Here is a 21294-nt window from a genome sequence, read left to right on the forward strand (position 1 = left end):
TATGGTAGGGGGAGGATTTAGATGCAGCAACCAACGAATGAGAAATTACATCGTACGATGAAGAGTAGACATTTATTTATGATCGCACTTGGTGGTGTAATCGGAACTGGTTTCTTCTTAGGTTCAGGTTACACCATTAATCAGGCTGGACCAGGGGGAGCCATCCTTTCATATTTAGTAGGCGGATTTATTATGTATTTAACAATGCTTTGTCTTGGAGAGTTAACGGTAGCGATGCCGGTTTCAGGATCTTTCCAAAAGTATGCGACGAAGTTTATTGGACCAGGAACGGGCTTTATGATTGGCTGGTTATACTGGCTCGGCTGGGCAGTAACAGTGGGTCTAGAATTAACGTCAATCGGTTTAATGATGAAAAGATGGTTTCCAAATGTTGATGTTTGGGTATGGTGCCTTGTATTCGGCGTTATTTTATATGCTTCAAACGCAATTTCGGCGAAAAGTTATGCTGAATTAGAATTTTGGTTCTCTAGTATTAAAGTAATTACAATTCTTGCATTTGTTGTGCTTGGTGGTAGTGCATTATTAGGATTTATATCATATGACGGAAAAGAAGCAGCACCTCTTTTCTCTAACTTTGTAAGCGATGGTGGACTTTTCCCGAATGGACTAGCTGCCGTATTACTTACAATGATTACAGTTAACTTCTCGTTCCAAGGAACAGAGTTAATCGGAATTGCAGCGGGAGAAAGTGAAAATCCAGAAAAAACAATTCCACGTGCGATTCGTAATACAGTATGGCGCATTATGTTATTCTTCATTTTAACAATGACGATTTTAGTAGGATTAATTTCTTGGAAAGAAGCAGGCGTAATTGAAAGTCCATTCGTAGTCGTATTTGATAAAATTGGTATTCCATACGCAGCTGATATTATGAACTTCGTTATTATTACTGCGTTATTATCTGTAGCGAACTCTGGATTATATGCAGCGACGCGTATACTATGGTCACTTGCAAATGAGGGAATGGCACCAACTTCCTTCCAGAAAGTAAATAAGCGTGGTATTCCAATTACAGCGCTAGTCGTAACGATTGCGGTAGCTGGATTATCTCTATTCACAAGTTTCCTTGCAGAAGATACAGTATACATGTATTTATTATCGATAGCTGGTTTATCGGCTGTTTCAAGTTGGATCATTATTGCTCTATCGCAACTTCGCTTTAGAAGTCAGTATATAAAAGGCGGAGGAAAGTTAGAGGACTTAAAGTATAGAACACCACTATACCCAATTGTCCCGATTTTAGCCTTAATTACAAATAGCATTGTTGTTATTAGTTTAGCGTTTATTCCTGAACAAAGAATGGCGTTATACTGTGGTATTCCATTTATCATTTTCTGCTATATATATTATTATATTAGTAAGAAACGGCAGAAACCGATGAAAGTGGAGATGGAAAAAACAAATGAAACTAACAATCAAACATGATGATATAGAAGCAGATTTATCGTATGGTCAATTAGCGATTGGAAAAGAAAACGGGTATTCACCGTTACAATTACTCATTTCTTCTATCGCAGGATGTAGTGCAATTGTCTTTCGAACAATTTTAGAAAAGAAACGTATTACATATGATACGTTTACAATCGAAACTGAAATTGGTAGAAGTGAAGCTTTATCGAAGCCAGTTGAAAGTGTTCATTTGCACTATAAAATTAAAGCAGAAAACATTACAGAAGAGCAGCTGGACAAGGCGCTGCAACTTGCAGTGAAAAATTGTACGATTGTTCAATCTGTAAAAGATAGTATAAAGGTTACGGAAACAATTGAATTAATAAAGTGAAACTGTAATCAGTGGGAGTGTTTATCCCCCACTGATTACTAGTGGAACCAATCAGGCTTTTACGGGCAGTTGATCTCCTATTTCACTTCTTTGCTTTACAGCAGAATTTTGAGATAGGGATCTTACTGCCCGTTAATGCGGGATAAAATGAAACATAAAAACGTGAGAATACGGCTCTCACGTTTTTATGTTTTTAATAAAGGGAGAAAGTATGATGGAATGTTTAGGTTGTAAATTAGCAAATGAAGAGGAGAAAATATATAAAATATATGAAGATGACTATGTAACATGTTTTTTAGATCATGAACCTTTCTATACAGGACATACTTTAATTGTGCCAAAGCAACATGTTGTAGAAGTAGACGAATTAGATGATGTTGTAGCAAAATCCATTATGGATGCTTCTAAGCTGATTGCAAAAGCGATTAAGGTATTATATAAACCTGACGGAATTACGATTTGTCAAAATGGTGGAATCTTTAATGAACTTACGCACTATCATATGCATGTTGTACCGAGATATAAAGAGCGTTCATTTGCTGAGTTTTATATGGTACAATCGGGAGAAAAACAGAATCATAACTTTGAAGAGACAAAGCATTTGTTAAAAGAAGCGATAGAGCAAATAATACATATTGAAAAGGTGTAAAAGAATTTTTCTTAGAGATACAGTCAGGAAAATTCTAATATTAAAAAGCCCAATTTCTCAGTTAAAATAGAGAAATTGGGCTTTTATTTATTCTATTATTAAATTTTATCTATAAAAAGATTTTACAGTGTCACAAAGTATAGCGCTCATTCGTTATATAGAGTGAGAGGAGGAATTATATGAAAGTTACAAACAACGATTATGAAAAGATGGAAGAGCTATATGAGTTGTATGAACAAAAGATTTATTATGTAGCGTATTCTATTTTAAATAATATTCAGCAGGCTGAAGATTCGGTTCAAGAGACGTTTATTACTCTTTATAAGAACTTGGAAAAGCTCCATAGCTTGAGTACTGAAGAGCTTAAACGCTACATTTTGAGGGTTGCGAAAAACAAGGCGATTGATAGCTACCGGAAAAATAGACGACATGAAACATTTTTAGAAGAATATGAAAGAGAATCAACAGAAACAGTAGATGAAAATATTGAAGAGTGGGAAAAACGTGTAATGTCCGAGTTTCAAATTGATGCATTGTTAAAAGAGTTAAATGAGTCTAATAGACAGGTGTTTAAGTATAAAGTCTTCTATAACTTAACGTATCAAGAAATTTCAAGTGTCATGGGGATAACGGAGGCCAATGTCCGCAAGCAGTTTGAGCGTGCTCGAAAACGAGTCCAAAATATGATAGGAGGTATACAACATGACGAATTCAAAGAACTCCAAAGAAATATATGAACTTGCTGAAAAAATTGCTTTAGATGATTTTGATAAACTCGAAGAACAACATGAATTTTCACATACATATACGCGCAAAAAGAAATTGTTTATGGAAGAAATGAAGCTGAGAGGCGAGCGACCACAGAAAAAGCGTAAAAGACATCGTATGTTAATCGCTGCTGCCTGTTTATTAATTGGTATGCCAACAACTGTTTTTGGTGCAGTAAAAGTCTATAATATGATTGTTCAAAAACAAAATTACGAAGTAAATGTTTCCTTAACAAATAAGGATTCGAAAAAGAGTGATCAGTGGTATAAGTTGAAGATTGGTAAATTGCCAGAAAATATGGAAGCGATTGATGACTCTGCTATGAAATATTCATTTAAAGATAACTACGCAAAGGGTGGATTTTCATTCATTCTTTGGAGAGTAGGAAAAGATTCGAATTTTAAAACAATGTACTCAAAAAGCTACGAAGAGAAAGAGATAAATGGCAAGAAAGCAGTGATTGTCAATAAAGAAAATGGAAACAACAATTTAGCGTTTAACAGAGAGGTCTTTCTCTTTTTTGAGAAAGAGGGGATCATGTTACAAAGTTATATTGGAAACGATATAAACGAAGAACAAATGGTGGATGTGTTAGGGAACATTTCCTTTGAGCCTACCTCAAAAGAAAAGGCATCACATATAACAGATTATGATAAAAAGTATTTTAGCGAAGAAAGTAAGCCTAAAAAAACTAAAGTGATTCCTTTGAAAAAAGATAGTAAACGACTATTTCATATAGGACAAAAGGTTCCAGTAACGATTATCATGGATAACAGTAAAATTGAATATATGATAGAAAAAGTTGAAGTTTTTGATTCAATCAAAGATTTTAAGCAAGAAAACTTTAATGAAACGGGATTAGAGAGACTAAGCGAGAATCAAGCTTTGGATCCAGTAGGACAATTGATACCATACAGACGGGATGAATATAAATTTGGAAATGGTAAAGATTCGATTGATCAATTAGTAGAGTCAAAATTAATTCAGCCTAAATTTGTCTACTTGACAACAACAGTGAAAAATATAGGTAAACAGAAAACAAAAGAAATCTATATGCATCCATCCATACAAGTGCTTAAAAGTAAGGGGAATGTATGGAATTACGCTGAAAGAGCTGGAATTACGGAAAAAAATATTATGACGGGCGAAGTTGATTATCTAGAACCTCACGGAGACGGGAAAAGCTTTTATAATATTGGCAGTATCACACCAGGACAAACGGTAAAGGTTAACTTAGGTTATTTTGTAGATGAGGATAAACTAGATTCAATCTTCCTGGATGCTTTCCATTACAGTGGGTCTAGTGGCACTGAGAATATGAATGAGAAAAACCGTTGGTGGTTCGATATTCGTCAACAGTCAAAATAATAGAGACAAATCGACGAAAAAAGCTGCTTATATTTAGCAGCTTTTTTCGTCTTCATACATATGTAAAATTTCTTTCGCACGTATACGTAAACCATCTATCAATTCTTTCGGTTCTAACACTTTTGCATCTTTTCCAAGCCTATAAAATAAAGGCGTAATAAAATTAATTTCACCTTTATCAATTGTTGAATGTATATATCCTGTTCCGTCCTCATTTACTACAACGAATTCTTCAAGGTAAGGCACGCTTTTACATTGGCGCACACCTTCTGTCGTTAATAAAACATGTAACTGGATAGGAATGTTTATGACGTTAGAGCTAGAGTCAAACCATTCTTCTAAATTCATGAACGTACTTTCACTTTCTTCTGTTGATAATATAGAAAGAATACGATCAACGCGATACAGTAATACTTTTTTTCTACTGAAGTCATAGGATGGTAAGTACCATAGCCCGTCATGAGCATATACACCGATAGGATGAACATGTTTTGTTTTTATCCCCGATTTAGATTCATATTGAAATTGTAAATTTTTATTTTCAATAGCCGCGGTTAATACTTCGTTTAAAAGAGGGGTATCAATTGTACGCTTCGGATTCCAAAAAGCGATATAAGAACGTATTTTATCAACTTTCGTTTTCGCATCATGTTGTAGGGAGCTATACAGTTTATGTGTAACGGAATTGATTTCTGTGTTAAAAGGCAAGTCTCGATAGTAACTTAAAGATTGAAAAGCAAAAAAGATGGAGACTGCTTCTTCTTCCGTAAATAAGATAGGTGGAATGACTCTATTCGTTAATACTTTATAGCCGCCGTTACGACCTTGTTCTGCGTAAATGGGCAACCCCATATCACTTAAATCTAAAATGTATCTATGGACAGTACGAACGGAGATATTAAATTCATCAGCTATTTCTTGCGCTGTAAATGTCTTTTTGGCAGAAGCAAATATAAGAATATCTAATAAGCGTTTAGCTTTTGACAAATGTATCACCTTTTTTCTTTTTAACATGACATAAATTGTCGTGTTTTATTGTTAGTATATTGTTTACATCATATGTTATCAAGATGATTATCAAGATGAGATGCAAGGAGGAAAAGATATGTCACGTGAAATAGTTTTATTTATTGCGGCGAGCTTAGATGGATATATTGCGAAAGAAAATGATGATTTAGAGTGGTTAATGGAAACCGAAGGAGAGGGAGATAACGGTTATACAGAAATGTATGAAACGATTGATACAATAATTATGGGAAAACGAACGTATGATTATGTAGTAGAGCATACAGAAACATTTCCGTACTTAGATAAAGCATGTTATGTTTTTTCTCGTTCAGAAAAAGGCTCAGACGGAAACGTGGAGTTTGTAAATGAAGATGTAGTGGAGTTTACGAAAAGGCTAAAAGCACAAGAAGGATCTAAAATATGGATGGTTGGTGGAGGAAGTTTATTGAAAGAGTTTTTTAAGAATAATCTAATTGATGAATATGTTGTTACGATTACACCACATATATTAGGTTCTGGAGTTCCGTTATTTCAAGACAAGAATCCAGAAATTAATTTAACTTTAACGGATACGAAACGTTTTGGGGAATTTGTAAATTTATATTATAAAGTAAAATGATAAAGTGAAACTTTAATCAGTGGGGGTTTTGTTCATCTCCCACTGATTATTAGTTGAACCAATCGGGCTTTTACGGGCAGTTGATCCCCCACCTAACTTCTTTGCTTCCGCTGAATTTTGATGTAGGGGTCTTACTGCCCGTTAATGCGGGATAAAGAAACACTACTACTGATGGTAGTCGTGTTTCTTTACAGATGGTAATGAAATGATAAAACAAGATCCATGATCAACTTCACTCGTGACAGTAATCGTCCCGCCGTGTAGCTCTACAATTTCTTTCACGATAGATAGTCCTAAACCAGTTCCACCTGTAGCTCGTGATCTTGCTTTATCAACTCGATAAAAGCGTTCGAAAATGTGAGGGAGGTCTTCAAGCGGAATACCTTCGCCTTCATCTTCAATTGCAATGGAAATATGTTTATGTTCTTCTGTAACAGAAATGTTTATATGAGAATGCTCTTTTGAATGTCTATAAGCGTTATTTAAAATATTCACAACAACTTGTTCGAATCGTTGTTCATCTAAGTTTACTAGCAGTGTAGGAGGACAAGAGAAAGAAACTTTAATGTACCTTTCTTTATACATGGCGTTTACTTTTTCACATATACGCGTAAGGAAGGTGTGTAAATGCACTTCCTTTACTTGAATAGAAAAGTTATGTTGTTCCATTTGTGCAAGTGAAAATAAATCTTGAACTAAGTTTGTAATGTAATCAGACTCATCTTTTATAATTGATAAATATCGCAAACGTTGTTCAGAAGGGGTGCTTTCTTTTAAAGCAATGTCAGCATAACCTCTTACGTATGTTAACGGTGTTCGTAATTCGTGAGCAACACTTGCTAGAAATTCACTTCGCTCTGTTTTCATATAATGTAGATCATTTGCGAGCGTCTGAATAGATGATGCTAGTTCACCAATTTCATCATTTCGAGTAGTTGTTAATGAAACAGATAAATCACCTTTACTCATTTTTTCAGTGGCATGTTTCATGTGTAACAATGGTTTTGTTAATAATCGAGATAATAGGAAAATTGTGATGACTGTGAGTAGAAACGTGATGGCACCAGCAATAATGAATTGTTTCGTTAATCCATTAACTAACTTTTCAATTGATTCTGTTCCAAGAAACATGTACACATAGCCTTCATGTTTTCCATCTACTACAATGGGGCTAACTGTACATATATAATTAGATGTTTTCCAATGATTTTCTATAATCGCTCCATTATGGTCTGTTCGAGTTTGCATTTTACTAATATGATCGTTTATAGTCGTGTTTATTTCGTTAGATTTAGCTAGTATTTCTTTATTTGCATTTGTAATAACGACAGTTGTTTCAGCTTCAGATTCCATTAATGCTACGTGAGAGATGGTTTGCTCATCGTAATATTTTTCAAGTACATCTCGATGACTATTTCCTCGCTTTAATAAAGCTGTCATTTCTTCATTTACTCTAGTGTTTACAAGACTATAATAGAGCAAAATAAAGAGAACACTTTCAATTAAAAGTGTAACAATTAAAAAATAAAATCCGAATTGAATTGAAATTCGTTTCATCGTTTTGCCCCTTACTGTTCAGTATTAATCCATCGATAACCTACTCCATACACGGTTTTTAAATGATGATCAATAGGGAAATTTGCTTTTCGCAATTTATCACGTAAATTACGAATATGTGAATCGACTGTGCGATCTTCTGTATTTGTGTTTAACCCCCAAATTCGTTCGATGAGCTGATCACGGTTTAATACGTAGTTCACATGGCGTAAAAATAATCCGAGTAAAGAAAATTCAATTGGTGTGAGAAGGAGTTCTTCATTATGGACAGAAACGAAGTGTTTTGTTTCATCCCATACAATACCGTGATATTGGATTTGTTTATGTTCATTTGTACGTCTTAAAACAGCTTCAATTCTTGCGAAAAGTTCTTCTTCATGGAAAGGTTTCGTTACGTAATCATCGGCTCCAAGTTTTAATCCTTGAACGACATCTACTGTTTGATCACGAGCTGTAACCATAATAATAGGAATGTTACTAAAAGATCGGATTTTTTTGCACGTTTCCCATCCGTCCATCTTTGGCATCATAATATCGAGTAAAACAAATTTAAAGTTTCGATTTTCTATATGTAAAATAGCTTCTTCTCCTGAAGTCGCACATACGCAGTTATATCCAATTGGGGTAAGATAAAGCGTTAATAATTCAAGCATTCTCGGTTCATCGTCTACGAGCAGTATATCAATCATAGAGAGCCCTCCATATTTATAATCGTTACTTAAAGTGTAATGCAAAATCATGAAGAAATGGTGCAGATTATGATGTGTCTGCATAATTTCTTCAGAATTGCTTGTTATTGTGGAGTTGAAATTACATTTTAGGTAATCATATTGGCTCAAAAATGATTAATACGGAGGCGGTATAATGAAAAAAATGACCCGAATTTTTGGGATAACAATAATTACAGCAGTTGGTCTTGCTGCATGCGGACAAACGAATACAGACCATAAAAACCATGAATCTACAAAAGAGAAAAAAACAGAGCAAAAGAAAATGAAAATGAATCAGGAGGTAACGGCGCCAAAAGAAATGAACGAAGGGGCATCGTATGATTTATTAACGACAAGTTTAAAAAATGTGACGAGGTTAAATACAAATGATCCCCTGCAAATGGCAGTGTTAACTTCGCAAACGATATGGCCGGCAACCCATAAAGAGAACCAGCCGGGTGCTGTTATTTTAGTACCAGCAAGCGAGTGGCAATTAGGTATTGCGAGTGCAGACCTTATTCATCATCCGAATAACGGGCCGATTTTATTTATAGAAAAAGAAAAGATACCGGAAATGACGTTAAAAGAAATAAAACGATTAAATCCAATCGGAACGAAAGATGGAACACAAATTATGGTGATGGGGGATGTAGGTACTAGCGCGCTTGAACAATTAAAAGGTTATAAAGTAAAACAAATAAAAGAAACGGACCCAGCTATATTTGCGAAAGATGTTGATAAGGAGTATGCCGATATAACAGGAAGCTACCCAAATAGTGTTATTATCGGTTCATCTGCAGAAGAAGGACGTTTATATACAACACCCGCTGTAAATTGGATTTCTCATATGCCGGAACCACTACTCTATACAGAAAAGAATAAAGTGCCAGAAGCGACAATAGAGGCATTAAAGATGAGAAAAGATAAAGCAAATATATATGTATTAGGGCCAGAAAAAATTGTTTCAAAAGAAGTAGAAAAAGAGTTAAGCAAATACGGGAAAGTAACGCGTATTAGTGGAGAGACCCCTACAGAGAACTCGATTGCGTTCGCTAAATTTAAAGATGAAAAAACAAAATTTGGCTGGGGATTCACAAAACCTGGTCACGGTGTGTCATTTGTTTCAAGCAAAACACCAGATTTAGCAGTTGCTGGGGCACCTTTTTCACATATGGGTAAACACGCACCTGTTGTATTATTAGAAGAAGGTAAAGCTTCACAACCAGTGTATGACTTCCTTGCTACTATTCAGCCGAAGTTTAAAGATGATCCAACACTTGGACCATATAATCATGGCTTCTTATTAGGAAGTACGAGTGATATTTCATTTGAAACACAAGGAATACTAGATGAGAGGTTAGAAATTGTTCAGGAAAGTGGTCAAGGACACGGTGGACATTAATGAAATGAGAAAAGATGCTACTGATATAGCGTCTTTTTTTATTTTCCTCGACAAAATATGACAAAAAAGTTGTAACTGTTTCTGTTATGATAGTTTCGAAAATCTTACATTTTACATAATCGGAGGAAAAAGAATGTATAAAAAATTGGGTACTATTGCTTTAACAGGTGCACTTGCTTTTAGTTTATCTGCTTGTGGTGAAACTGAAGTTAAAGAAGAGAGTAAAAACGATGCTCCTAAACAGGCTGAAAAGAAAGATAAAAAGGAAAAAGCTGAAAGCAAGATTTATAAAATTGGAGATACTGTAGAAGTTAATGGTCTACAACTTACTTTCAGTTCAGCTAAATTCGTTGAGCCTAACGAATACGTAAAAGCTGAAAAAGGGAAAGTACTAGAAATCGCTTTTAACGCTAAAAATAATGGCAAAAAAGATATATATTTTGGAACTTCTGAATTAAAAATTGCTGATACTAACGGCAACCAATTCAAAGAGTACTTTGGTGGGGAAAATACGTTTATAAATGAAAATATTGCGCCAGGTAACCAAATTACAAACAAAATGTTATTTGATGTACCAGAAGGCGATAAGTTTGTTGGTACATTTAAACCTACATTTACATTTGACGAGAAATCAGTGAAATTTGAATTTGAAGTTGCTAAATAAGGAGAGATTGAAATGAAAAGAACAGCTGAATTTGTATTAGGTCTTATTGGAGGTATTTTTGGTATTATTTGTGCATTTGTTGCTTTATTGATCGGCGGTATGGGAGCTGCTTTTGAAGCTGATGGAGCAAATACTGTTATTGGTTTAGGTTGGGGAGCTGTGGCTCTATCAATCTTAGGAATTGTTGGATCTGTTATGGTAAGAAGTAAAGCGAAGGTTGGCGGTATTATGATGACTGTGGCTGCTATCGGTGGATTTATTTGTATTTCTATAATTTACTTATTACCAGGCGTATTACTATTAATCGGTGGGTTAATGGGTATATTCCGTAAGGATAAAGCAACTGTATCTGCATAAAATGAGCACTCGAAAGAGTGCTCTTACTATTTTCATTAAATTAGTATAAACTCCTCTAACCCTAAACTATCCAAACTAAACCTCATATATGAAGTGGAAATATCTATAGAACTTTAAATGAACTAAATTACATGTGCATTTTTCATCCATCCAAACAAAGTTTTCTTCATTTGACATACTGTAGAATCCGAAATCATTGTACGTTAAATCAACAATAGGTGATAGTATATTTAAAGTTTCCTAAAAAAGAAGCTACGAAGGTAACATCATTTTTAGGAAACTTTTACATAGCAAAAAATCTTCTACTCGTTATATAATAGCTTTCGTGCAGTCGGCTAGATTTTCTTATGGAGAAAATCAAATTATAAAGGAGTAGAGGAGTGATATTTTGTTTCAAACGATAAAAAATGACTGGTTTTCTAATGTGAAAGGGGACGTGTTATCAGGAATTGTCGTTGCTTTAGCGTTAATCCCTGAAGCGATAGCCTTCTCTGTTATTGCAGGCGTGGATCCGACAGTTGGACTATACGCAGCCTTTTGTATTGCAGTTACCATTTCATTTGTTGGCGGAAGAACTGGAATGATTTCAGCTGCAACAGGTGCAATGGCATTATTAATGGTAACGCTTGTTAAAGATCATGGTTTGCAATATTTATTTGCTACAACAATATTAACAGGTATTGTCCAGATTATTTTTGGCGTGTTCAAACTGAGCTCATTTATGAAGTTTGTTCCGAAATCTGTTATGAGTGGTTTTTTAAATTCACTTGGAATTTTAGTTTTTACAGCGCAATTGCCACATTTTAAAAATGCAACTTGGCAAATGTATGCACTCGTTGTATTAGGACTTGCAATTATATATTTATTTCCACGTATTACAACGGCTGTACCTTCTACGCTTATTTCAATTATTATTGTGACGAGTATTGCACTTATGAGCGGATTACAGTTGAAAACAGTAGGAGATATGGGAAGCCTGCCGAAAGAATTACCGTTCTTTAGTATTCCTGACGTGCCTTTTACACTTGAGACATTAGGGATTATTTTACCTTATGCAGTTATGCTTGCAATTATCGGTTTACTAGAATCATTATTAACAGCTTCAGTTTTAGATGATATGACGCATACGGAAAGTAATAAGCATAAAGAGGCACGCGGACAAGGGATCGCAAACATTGTTGCTGGTTTCTTCGGAGGAATGGCAGGTTGTGCAATGATCGGTCAATCTGTTATTAATATTAAATCAGGTGGACGAGGTCGCCTATCAACATTTGTAGCGGGCGGATTTTTAATCGTATTACTATTCGTTTTAGGAGATTATGTCGTTCATATTCCGATGGCAGCTTTAGTTGCAGTTATGATTATGGTTTCAATCGGAACGTTTGATTGGAACTCTGTAGCAACGATTCATAAAGTGCCAAAAGGGAACGCATTCGTCATGATCGTAACAGTCGTGGTCGTTCTTATCACTCATAATTTGGGATTAGGTGTAATTATCGGAACAGTAATTAGTGCGGTTTTATTTGCATTCAATATGGCAAAGATTCACGTGAAACATTTATATATTGAAAATAAGAAAATATACGAAATTCACGGTCAACTCTTCTTTGCATCTACAGCAGATTTTATAAATGCTTTTTCATTGGATGAAGATATAAAAGAAATCGAAATGAACTTTACTCATGCGCACGTATGGGATGATTCGGCAGTGGCATCAATTGATAAAGTTATTATGAAATATGAACAAAGTGGCGTGAAAGTAAGTATAACAGGATTAAATGAACGTAGCTCAAAACTTGTTGCAAATTTAGCTACTTATAATAAAAGAATTGCTAGTTAAAAGCCTCCTTTTTAGGGGGCTTTATTATATAATACGAGTAGGATAACGAAAAGGGGATTCAGCATATGTACAAACAAATTATATTAGCATGTGACGGTTCTGAACATGCACTTCGAGCAGCGGAACATGCAACATATATTGCAAAATGTAGCGAAGAAACAAATGTTGAAGTTGTGTACGTAGTAGATAATAGAACGGCAAAATCAGATATTATACAAGGTCAAACAGATTTAGAAACAATATCAGCTAGTCGAAAAGATAAATTAAAAGAGATTGAAGGTTTATTAAAGAAAGAGAACATTTCTTATACAATTACGATATTACATGGTGATCCTGGAGATACAATTGTTCAATATGTGAATACAGGAGATATAGATCTTGTCATTGCTGGAAGTAGAGGGCTCAATACACTGCAAGAAATGGTGCTGGGAAGTGTAAGTCATAAAATAGCAAAGCGTGTGAAATGTCCAGTGATGATTGTAAAATGAAATAGAATGTAACGAAGACCTTAGTATAACTGAGGTCTTTTTTTATGTATAAATGACTCTTATTTGTGGAAATACTAGATATATAAGTTGAAAAGATGTTAACTTACAAATTTGTAAGTTAGTTGTTAGAGAAATCGATGTTATGAAATTTTTCCCATTGGTAAAATAAAAGTATCAAAGGGGAGATAGGGAGGATGGAAGTAATGAAATCATTTCAAAATTTGTCATATAGCCAAGGTGTCAGTCTTATTTGTTTAGGGGGATTTGCTGCATCTGTTACGTTAGCCGTTTTAATAAAGGTGTTTCATCAAATTTTTTAATCTTATAGTAGGGAAGGAATGGGTTGTTATCATTAGTAGGAACAGCAATGAAAATAAAAAATAGCTCTTAGCATGTATGTAAATGCTAAGAGCTATTTTTATGCTTGTTATATATTATTTAAGCTTGTTTTGATTTTACTGACCCTGTATTTAAAGTAAGAGCAAGGAAGAACATTGCAAGTACGCAAGATGCAAGTAATAAGATGAATCCGCCATCCCATCCGAATGCATCTACGATAAAGCCCATAGCTGCACTAGCGAAAGCTGCTCCGCCTAAGTAACCGAAGAATCCAGTTAAGCCTGCTGCAGTTCCAGCAGCTTTCTTTGGTGCTAAATCTAGAGCGTGTAGACCAATTAACATAACCGGTCCGTAAATTAAAAATCCAATTGCGACAAGTGCGATACTATCAACCATTGGATTACCAGGAGGGTTTAACCAGTAAACAAGAACTGCGATAAATACACCAACCATAAATAGAATACCAGCAGGTGCACGACGTCCTTTAAATAGTTTATCACTCATCCATCCGCAAAGAAGTGTACCTGGAATACCGGCCCATTCATATAGAGCGTAAGCAGTACGTGAGCTACTATGAGTAAAGCTTTTTTCTTCTACTAAATAAGTAGGAGCCCAGTCTACAACGCCGTAACGTACGAAATATACGAAAACGTTCGCAATAGCGATGTACCATAAAAACTTATTGTTTAATACGTATTTAAATAAAATTTCCTTTACTGAAAGTTCGCGTTCGCGATCTTTTACTTTTTCATCTGGTGGATATTCCCCAGTATGTTCTTCAATAGAAGGTAGTCCACAAGATTGAGGTGTATCTTTCATCGTAATTAATACATAAATACCAACTAAAATTGAAAGAATACCTGGGAAGTAAAAAATACTTTTCCAGTCATCTGCGAAGAAGTATAAGCCTAATGTTACAAGGGAAGGCATAAGCGCTCCGCCAACATTATGAGCGACGTTCCAAATAGACATTTTTGTACCACGTTCGCTAATAGAGAACCAGTGAACCATCGTACGACCACAAGGAGGCCATCCCATACCTTGTACCCATCCATTTAAAAACTGAAGTACAAACATAAGTATAATGCTCGTTGTAATGAAAGAAAATGAGCCGAAAATAATATTAATGATACCTGATAAAAATAGCCCAGCTGCTAAAAAGTAGCGAGGATTACAACGATCGGATACGATACCCATAAGAAATTTACTTAATCCGTAAGCAATAGAAACTGCTGAAAGGATAACCCCAAGTTCCCCTTTACTAAAGCCTTGCTCGATTAAGTATGGCATTGCTAGTGAAAAGTTTTTTCGAACAAAGTAGTAGCCTGCATAACCGATGAAGATACCTAAGAATACTTGTAAACGTAATTTACGGTATTCGCTATCAACGCGATCAGCTGGTAAGCGTTCCGCGTGGGGCGCAGGTTTAAATAATTGTGTGAAAAACATAAAATGAAAATCCTCCCCTAATTAATTCGAAGCGTTTTAAGACAGAGAATATAAAAAGGCCATGAAATATAAAAAAGTTTCCTTTTTTATGATTCATAGCCGTGTACTCCGTTTCTCCGTGACTGTCAATATTAACTTCGTCGAAAATTATACAACTTTGTGACAAAAATGTAAACGTTTTTATGAATAAAAGTATTGACGGATTTTGTTCGCGGGATTAATATTTAAATACGTTAAATATTTTATTGTTTAAATAAGAGGTGGATAACATGCCAAATGATATGACGCATATCGATAAAATTCAAGCTCTTGCCTTTTCGATTGGAAAGAAAATGCAGACGGAGTTATTAGAACAAATGCAAGCAACAGGACTTACACCACCGCAGTTTTATATTTTAAAGATTTTAGATCATTATGGGGCTTCAAGAGCGACAACATTAGCAAAAAAGATGTATGTGAAGCCTAGCGCGATTACAGTGATGATTGATCGTCTAATCGATCAAGAACTTGTAGAACGCTATCACGACAAAGATGACCGTCGTGTTGTCATCATCGAGTTAACGAAAAAGGGGAAAGCTAGAGTAGAAGAGGCAATGACAGCTCGCAACGAGCATATTGCAAAATACTTTTCACATTTAGAGTTGCAAGAAAGAGAAGATTTATTACGTCTCTTTGAGAAGTTAGAAACCATTATTTGCGGGACACAAGAGAAAAAAGAGAATAACTAAGAGGAATTGAGGAGATTACATGGAGCAACAAGAAAATCAAAATAGAAAGTTGTTGTTAATCGGTTTAGTAATCGCGATGCTATTTGCTGCATTAGATGGAACAATTGTTGGTACAGCAATGCCACGTATCGTCGGTGACCTAGGCGGATTAAGTTTAATGACATGGTTAACAACAGCTTATATGTTAACATCAACGACAGTTGTACCAATTGCAGGTAAATTAGCGGATTTACTTGGTCGTCGTAACGTATATATAACAGGGCTAGTTATTTTCATGATTGGTTCGGCGTTATGTGGTATGGCGAATGGTATGACAGAATTAATTATTTTCCGTGGTATTCAAGGTCTTGGTGGCGGTATTATGATGCCAATGGCTATGATTATTATTGGAGATATGTTCACGGGAAAAGAACGTGCGAAATGGCAAGGTATTTTTGGTGCGTTATACGGTCTTGCTTCTGTAATTGGACCGCAAGTTGGTGGTTGGATTGTAGATGCAGTGAACTGGAGATGGGTATTCTACATTAACTTACCGGTTGGTATTTTAGCAACAATCTTTATTGCAATGGGATTAAAATCACATAAACAAACAGGACCAATTAAAATTGATATCGCTGGAATCTTTACGATGATTCTAGGTGTTGTAAGTTTATTACTTGCGCTAACGTTTGGCGGAAAAGATTATGCATGGGATTCTTGGCAAATTATCGGTTTATTCGCACTAGCTGTAATTGGTATCGTTAGCTTTGTTATTGTTGAAACGAAAGCTGAAGAGCCGATTTTACCAATGCATTTCTTTAAAAATCGCACATTTACAATACTGAATGCGATTGGATTCTTTATGAGTATTGGAATGTTCGGCGCGATTATGTTCGTACCATTCTTCATGCAAGGTATTGTAGGAGTAAGTGCTGCTGAATCAGGAACAATTATGACTCCAATGATGATTACAATGATTGTAATGAGTATTATCGGTGGGCAACTTGTATTAAAAGTTGGTGTAAAACCACAAATTATCGCGGGTATGCTTATTATGGCCGGTGGTTTTTGGTTATTAACAACGATGGATATGCACACAACGAAGCTTACAGCTACTTCTTATATGATGGTTATCGGTTTAGGAATGGGTCTTGTAATGCCGACATTAACATTAGCGTTACAAGAAAGCTTCCCGAAAAAAGACCTTGGTGTCGTAACGTCATCAAGTCAGTTCTTCCGTCAAATTGGTGGAACATTTGGTATTACAATTTTAGGATCAATTATGAATAACACTTCAGGTACAACGTTAACAAATAAATTAGTACCTGTATTAGATACATTCCCGAAAGAAGCGGGACAAATGGTAACGAAATTTAAAGATATGATTCACACAGATCCACAAGGTTTATATTCGATGCTATTTAGCCCAGAGGCATTAAAACAAATGCCAGAAGCGTTTGCTAACAGCATTGTACCTATTTTGAAAAACTCTTTAGTAGACTCGCTTCATACTGTATTCTTAACAGGATTAGTATTTATCGTAGTAGGTGCCATCTTTACGATTTTCTTACAAAAAATTAAACTATCAGATCGTAAAAAAGATGCTGAAGAGCCTGCTGTTGAAGAAAAAGAAAAAACTGTATCATACTCGTAATGAAGAAGCATCGCCTTATGGCGGTGCTTTTTTGAGTATAACCTTAAAAGCTTTTTAGTGAGAAATGATTGACGTATTTTTAGAAATACGTTATATTATTTTCTGTAAACGGTTACATGAAACGAGGAGAAAAGAGAATGAGTACGATTAAAGACGTTGCGAAATTAGCGGGAGTATCTGTTGCGACCGTTTCCAGAGTTCTAAATAAAAATGGATATGTTCATGAAGATACATTAAAAAAGGTAGAGCGTGCAATAGAGATGTTAGATTATAAGCCTAGTACAGTAGCGCGTTCACTGTATAATAAAAAGTCTCGTTTAATTGGCTTAGTTGTTCCGAATATCGTGAATCCGTTCTTTCCAGAAGTTGCACGTGCCGTAGAAGATGTAGCACATAAACAAGGTTACACAGTTGTTCTTTGTAACTCTGATGAAAGTTTAGAAAAAGAGAAACAATACATTGATGTACTTAGACAAAATAATGTAGATGGATTTATTGTAGCAACGAATCCACAAAATAGTGTTAATTACATGAATTTATCTGTTCCGGTTGTTGCGATTGACCGTATGTTTAATGAGCGTATTCCTACTGTATATGCAGATAACTATGCAGGAAGTCAGGCTGCGACAAAGTTGTTACTAGATAAAGGATGTAAACATATTGCACATATTCGCGGACCACGTGATGTGAGTACTGCAAATGAACGTTTTGAAGGTTTTGTAGACGTTATTACGCAAAATAATCTTTCGTATATGATTGCGGAGAGTACGTTTGAGCCAGCAAATAGTGAGCGTGTAGCGATGGAATTATTAGAAGAATACCCGCATATTGATGGTATTGTTGCTGGGAATGATTTAATTGCGATTGGTATTGTAAAGGCTGCACTTCAAAAGGGGATTGCCATTCCAGATGATTTACAAATTATCGGATTTGATGGCATTTCTTTAACGGAAATGATGTATCCATCTATTACAACAGTTGCACAACCGATATATGAAATGGGGAAAATTGCAACAGAGTTGTTGTTAGAGCAAATGGAAGGAAATACATTAGAAGAGAAACACTATCGTTTGCCAATTGAAATTATAGAACGAAATACAACGAAGTAAGGAGATGAAACAGATGCCAAATATTGCAGTAGTAGGAAGCATTTCAATGGACTTAGTGGCTGTTTCAAAAAAACGGCCGAAAGCAGGAGAAACAGTAATTGGTGAAGCGTTTCATACAATCCCAGGAGGGAAAGGGGCAAACCAAGCAGTTGCTGCAGCTAGGTTAGGAGCAAATGTAGCAATGGTTGGAGCGGTAGGAAATGATGATTATGGAACAGTAGTTAGAAAAAATTTAGAGAACGAACGCATTTTTATCGATTATGTGGTACCGGTTACAGATAGAACGACAGGAATTGCTCATATCGTTTTAGCAGAAGAAGATAACAGTATTGTTGTCGTACAAGGGGCAAATGCTCTTGTAAATAAGTCAGTTGTAGATCGCTCCAAAGACCTTCTTGTAAAAGCGGATATGGTTGTTCTTCAACTAGAAATTCCACTTGAAACAGTAAAATATGTATTGGCTATTTGTGAGGAACATAATATTCCTGTTATGTTGAATCCAGCGCCAGCACAAGTTTTATCAGAAGAAATTTTAGAAAAAGCAACTTATATTACGCCAAATGAACATGAGTGCCGCATCGTATTAGATGATTTTACATCACCAATTGAAGATTTATTGGCGAAGTATCCAAATAAATTATTGATGACAGAAGGTTCTAACGGTGTTCGTTTCCATAATGGAACAGAGATTGTACATGTTCCTAGCATTGCTGTTGATGTAGTGGATACAACTGGAGCTGGTGATACATTTAATGGTGCGTTAGCAGTTGCACTTTCTGAAGGAGAGACACTTCAAAAAGCAATTCGTTTCGCGAATATTGCCGGTGGTCTTTCTGTAACGAAACTTGGGGCACAGGGCGGTATGCCAACGAGAGATCGAGTACGTGAAGTGCAGGTGATTGTTGGATGAAAAAGCATGGTGTATTAAACAGTGAAATCGCGGCAGTCCTTGCTTCACTTGGGCATACAGATACGGTTGTAATTGCTGATTGCGGTTTACCAATTCCTGACGGAGTAAAACGAATTGATTTAGCTGTTGAGATTGGAAAACCGAGTTTTTTAGAGGTGTTACAAGTTGTAGCTGATGATATGGCAATCGAAAAAGTGACGTTAGCAGAAGAAGTCATTATAAATAATGCGGAAGTAAATAAAGAGATCGAACGGAAATTAATAGAGCCAGCATTTGAGTATGTATCTCATGAACAATTTAAAGAGAATACAAAGAAAGCGAAGGCAATTATTCGTACAGGCGAGGCTACGCCTTATGCAAATGTAATTTTACATGCAGGCGTGATTTTTTAATAAAGGGAAGTGATGGGAATGCATATTGAAATGAAAAACATTTCAAAGGCGTTCAATGGCAATCCTGTTTTGAAGAATGCACAGTTTATGATTGAAACAGGAGAAGTCCATGCATTGATGGGGGAAAATGGAGCGGGTAAATCAACGCTCATGAAGATTTTAACAGGTGTATACAAAAAAGATGGTGGGACAATCAAGATTGATGGGCAAGAGCGCACCTTTAAAAATGCGAAAGAAGCTGAAGAGTACGGCATCGCATTTATACATCAAGAACTAAACATATTGCCGAATTTAACAGTAGCTGAAAATATGTTTCTCGGTAAAGAGTTAATGTATGGGAAAACAGGTATTTTACGCACTCGACAAATGAACGCGATTGCGCAGCAGCAACTAGCAGAGCTAGGGCTGCATGTAAGAGGCGCTATGTTAGCAGAGGAATTATCGGTTGGACAACAGCAAATTATCGAAATTGCGAAAGCATTAATGACAAACGCGAGCGTTATTATTATGGATGAACCTACTGCGGCACTGACGGATCGTGAAATCGAAACGCTCTTTACAGTAATCAATAAGTTACGTAAAGAAGGTGTTTCATTCGTGTACATTTCGCATCGTATGGAAGAGATTTTCTCAATATGTGATGCTATTACGATTTTGCGTGATGGAGAATACGTAGGAAAGAGATTAATTCCAGAAACATCATTTGATGAAGTAGTGAGTATGATGGTGGGGCGCAGCATTGGTGAACGTTACCCAGAGCGAAATAGTCAAATTGGTGATGTCATTTTTGAAATGCGTAATGGAACGAAGAAAGGGAAATTTGAAAATGTTTCGTTTCAAGTGAGGAAAGGTGAAATCCTTGGTGTAGCTGGTTTGATGGGGGCTGGTCGCACTGATATTATGAAAGCGATATTTGGTTATGAACCTTTAGACTCTGGACAAATTTTTATAAATGGACAAGAAGTAAAGATTGATAGTCCAATAGATGCAATTAGACAAAGAATTGCTTTCATTACAGAAGATAGAAAGTCTGAAGGATTAGTGTTAGATTTTTCAATTCGAGAAAATTTAGCTTTACCGAATTTAGAAAATCTTTCAAAGGGAAGTGTTCTAAGCAATGAGCTAGAACAACAGTTTACAGAGGATATGATGAAGCTTCTTAATGTGAAAGCATCTAGCGGAGAGCAGGCAGTGAAATCTCTTTCTGGTGGAAATCAGCAAAAGATTGTAATCGCAAAATGGCTAGGCATTCATCCGCAATTACTCATTTTAGATGAGCCAACAAGAGGTGTCGATGTTGGAGCGAAAAAAGAAATTTACTCTATTATGAATAAGCTTACAGAGCAAGGCGATGCCGTTATTATGGTATCATCTGAGCTTCCGGAAGTTTTAGGGATGAGTGATCGAGTTCTTGTTATTCATGAAGGAAAAGTCGGCGGAATTTTAGGGAAAGATGAGGCATCACAAGAGTCTATTATGGCACTAGCTACAGGGGGAGAGTAA

At 35.7% G+C, this 21294-nt stretch carries 22 protein-coding genes; 18 read left to right on the forward strand and 4 right to left on the reverse strand.

Annotated features, from left to right (window positions below):
- The first annotated feature begins 21 nt into the window (after nucleotides 1–21).
- The 5 genes from ACTFO4_RS22220 to ACTFO4_RS22240 all read left to right on the forward strand — a co-directional run bounded on the left by ACTFO4_RS22220 (nucleotide 22) and on the right by ACTFO4_RS22240 (nucleotide 4586).
- Complete coding sequence (locus ACTFO4_RS22220; RefSeq protein WP_001187096.1) at nucleotides 22–1446, forward strand: amino acid permease; 1425 nt, start codon at nucleotides 22–24, stop codon at nucleotides 1444–1446.
- Complete coding sequence (locus tag ACTFO4_RS22225; RefSeq protein ID WP_000778831.1) at nucleotides 1424–1801, forward strand: OsmC family protein; 378 nt, start codon at nucleotides 1424–1426, stop codon at nucleotides 1799–1801. Before ACTFO4_RS22220 ends, ACTFO4_RS22225 begins: the two co-directional genes overlap by 23 nt.
- Nucleotides 1802–1988: 187 nt before the next feature.
- Nucleotides 1989–2450, forward strand: coding sequence for an HIT family protein (locus ACTFO4_RS22230; protein WP_128809301.1), 462 nt, complete (start codon nucleotides 1989–1991; stop codon nucleotides 2448–2450).
- Between the two features lie 179 nt (nucleotides 2451–2629).
- Nucleotides 2630–3187: an RNA polymerase sigma factor gene (locus tag ACTFO4_RS22235; protein ID WP_017673730.1), complete on the forward strand. Its 558-nt coding sequence runs from the start codon at nucleotides 2630–2632 to the stop codon at nucleotides 3185–3187.
- Entirely contained in the window at nucleotides 3153–4586 is a 1434-nt protein-coding gene (locus ACTFO4_RS22240; protein WP_440014379.1) for a DUF4367 domain-containing protein, read from the forward strand. The genes ACTFO4_RS22235 and ACTFO4_RS22240 overlap by 35 nt, the downstream gene beginning before the upstream one ends.
- 33 nt (nucleotides 4587–4619) lie before the next feature.
- On the opposite strand, the gene ACTFO4_RS22245 is transcribed toward ACTFO4_RS22240, so the two are convergent.
- Nucleotides 4620–5600 (reverse strand): helix-turn-helix transcriptional regulator, encoded by a 981-nt coding sequence (locus ACTFO4_RS22245; protein ID WP_139303892.1) that lies wholly within the window; start codon nucleotides 5598–5600, stop codon nucleotides 4620–4622.
- Nucleotides 5601–5691: 91 nt separating this feature from the next.
- Between ACTFO4_RS22245 and ACTFO4_RS22250 the strand changes: the two genes are divergently transcribed.
- Nucleotides 5692–6213, forward strand: coding sequence for a dihydrofolate reductase family protein (locus ACTFO4_RS22250; RefSeq protein ID WP_017673727.1), 522 nt, complete (start codon nucleotides 5692–5694; stop codon nucleotides 6211–6213).
- A 165-nt stretch (nucleotides 6214–6378) separates the two neighbouring features.
- On the opposite strand, the gene ACTFO4_RS22255 is transcribed toward ACTFO4_RS22250, so the two are convergent.
- Nucleotides 6379–7770, reverse strand: a complete 1392-nt coding sequence (locus tag ACTFO4_RS22255; RefSeq protein ID WP_000822528.1) for a sensor histidine kinase — start codon at nucleotides 7768–7770, stop codon at nucleotides 6379–6381.
- Nucleotides 7771–7781: 11 nt separating this feature from the next.
- Nucleotides 7782–8459: a response regulator transcription factor gene (locus tag ACTFO4_RS22260; protein ID WP_017673726.1), complete on the reverse strand. Its 678-nt coding sequence runs from the start codon at nucleotides 8457–8459 to the stop codon at nucleotides 7782–7784.
- Nucleotides 8460–8634: 175 nt separating this feature from the next.
- On the opposite strand from ACTFO4_RS22260, the gene ACTFO4_RS22265 reads away from it, so the two are divergent.
- The 6 genes from ACTFO4_RS22265 (at nucleotide 8635) to ACTFO4_RS22290 (ending at nucleotide 13551) form a co-directional block, all read left to right on the forward strand.
- Nucleotides 8635–9882 carry a cell wall-binding repeat-containing protein gene (locus tag ACTFO4_RS22265; RefSeq protein WP_242259592.1) on the forward strand — a complete coding sequence of 416 codons (1248 nt, stop codon included), beginning with the start codon at nucleotides 8635–8637 and terminating at the stop codon, nucleotides 9880–9882.
- A gap of 133 nt (nucleotides 9883–10015) precedes the next feature.
- Nucleotides 10016–10546, forward strand: coding sequence for a DUF4352 domain-containing protein (locus ACTFO4_RS22270; RefSeq protein ID WP_017673724.1), 531 nt, complete (start codon nucleotides 10016–10018; stop codon nucleotides 10544–10546).
- A gap of 12 nt (nucleotides 10547–10558) precedes the next feature.
- Complete coding sequence (locus tag ACTFO4_RS22275) at nucleotides 10559–10903, forward strand: DUF4064 domain-containing protein (RefSeq protein ID WP_000831286.1); 345 nt, start codon at nucleotides 10559–10561, stop codon at nucleotides 10901–10903.
- Nucleotides 10904–11291: 388 nt separating this feature from the next.
- Nucleotides 11292–12743, forward strand: a complete 1452-nt coding sequence (locus tag ACTFO4_RS22280; RefSeq protein ID WP_000487893.1) for a SulP family inorganic anion transporter — start codon at nucleotides 11292–11294, stop codon at nucleotides 12741–12743.
- A 65-nt stretch (nucleotides 12744–12808) separates the two neighbouring features.
- A complete protein-coding gene (locus tag ACTFO4_RS22285) occupies nucleotides 12809–13231 on the forward strand; it encodes a universal stress protein (protein ID WP_000277999.1) in 423 nt (140 codons plus the stop codon).
- Between the two features lie 203 nt (nucleotides 13232–13434).
- Nucleotides 13435–13551, forward strand: a complete 117-nt coding sequence (locus tag ACTFO4_RS22290) for a DUF4027 family protein (protein ID WP_000834733.1) — start codon at nucleotides 13435–13437, stop codon at nucleotides 13549–13551.
- 118 nt (nucleotides 13552–13669) lie between these two features.
- Here ACTFO4_RS22290 and glpT read toward each other — a convergent pair whose 3' ends face one another.
- Nucleotides 13670–15019, reverse strand: coding sequence for a glycerol-3-phosphate transporter (gene glpT, locus ACTFO4_RS22295; RefSeq protein WP_000466385.1), 1350 nt, complete (start codon nucleotides 15017–15019; stop codon nucleotides 13670–13672).
- Nucleotides 15020–15288: 269 nt separating this feature from the next.
- On the opposite strand from glpT, the gene ACTFO4_RS22300 reads away from it, so the two are divergent.
- The 6 genes from ACTFO4_RS22300 (at nucleotide 15289) to rbsA (ending at nucleotide 21294) form a co-directional block, all read left to right on the forward strand.
- Nucleotides 15289–15747, forward strand: a complete 459-nt coding sequence (locus tag ACTFO4_RS22300) for a MarR family winged helix-turn-helix transcriptional regulator (protein ID WP_001132365.1) — start codon at nucleotides 15289–15291, stop codon at nucleotides 15745–15747.
- A 19-nt stretch (nucleotides 15748–15766) separates the two neighbouring features.
- Nucleotides 15767–17380 (forward strand): MDR family MFS transporter, encoded by a 1614-nt coding sequence (locus ACTFO4_RS22305; RefSeq protein WP_000437647.1) that lies wholly within the window; start codon nucleotides 15767–15769, stop codon nucleotides 17378–17380.
- Between the two features lie 137 nt (nucleotides 17381–17517).
- The gene (gene rbsR, locus ACTFO4_RS22310) at nucleotides 17518–18489 is read left to right on the forward strand and encodes a ribose operon transcriptional repressor RbsR (protein WP_000104051.1); all 972 of its coding nucleotides are present in this window, start codon (nucleotides 17518–17520) and stop codon (nucleotides 18487–18489) included.
- A 13-nt stretch (nucleotides 18490–18502) separates the two neighbouring features.
- The gene (gene rbsK, locus ACTFO4_RS22315) at nucleotides 18503–19399 is read left to right on the forward strand and encodes a ribokinase (RefSeq protein ID WP_001132865.1); all 897 of its coding nucleotides are present in this window, start codon (nucleotides 18503–18505) and stop codon (nucleotides 19397–19399) included.
- Entirely contained in the window at nucleotides 19396–19791 is a 396-nt protein-coding gene (rbsD, locus tag ACTFO4_RS22320; protein ID WP_017673722.1) for a D-ribose pyranase, read from the forward strand. The genes rbsK and rbsD overlap by 4 nt, the downstream gene beginning before the upstream one ends.
- A gap of 18 nt (nucleotides 19792–19809) precedes the next feature.
- Complete coding sequence (gene rbsA / locus ACTFO4_RS22325) at nucleotides 19810–21294, forward strand: ribose ABC transporter ATP-binding protein RbsA (protein ID WP_000546778.1); 1485 nt, start codon at nucleotides 19810–19812, stop codon at nucleotides 21292–21294.

Origin of the sequence: Bacillus cereus group sp. MYBKT14-1 (assembly GCF_051915185.1) — a bacterium.
In the GTDB taxonomy this organism is placed as follows: domain Bacteria; phylum Bacillota; class Bacilli; order Bacillales; family Bacillaceae_G; genus Bacillus_A; species Bacillus_A cereus.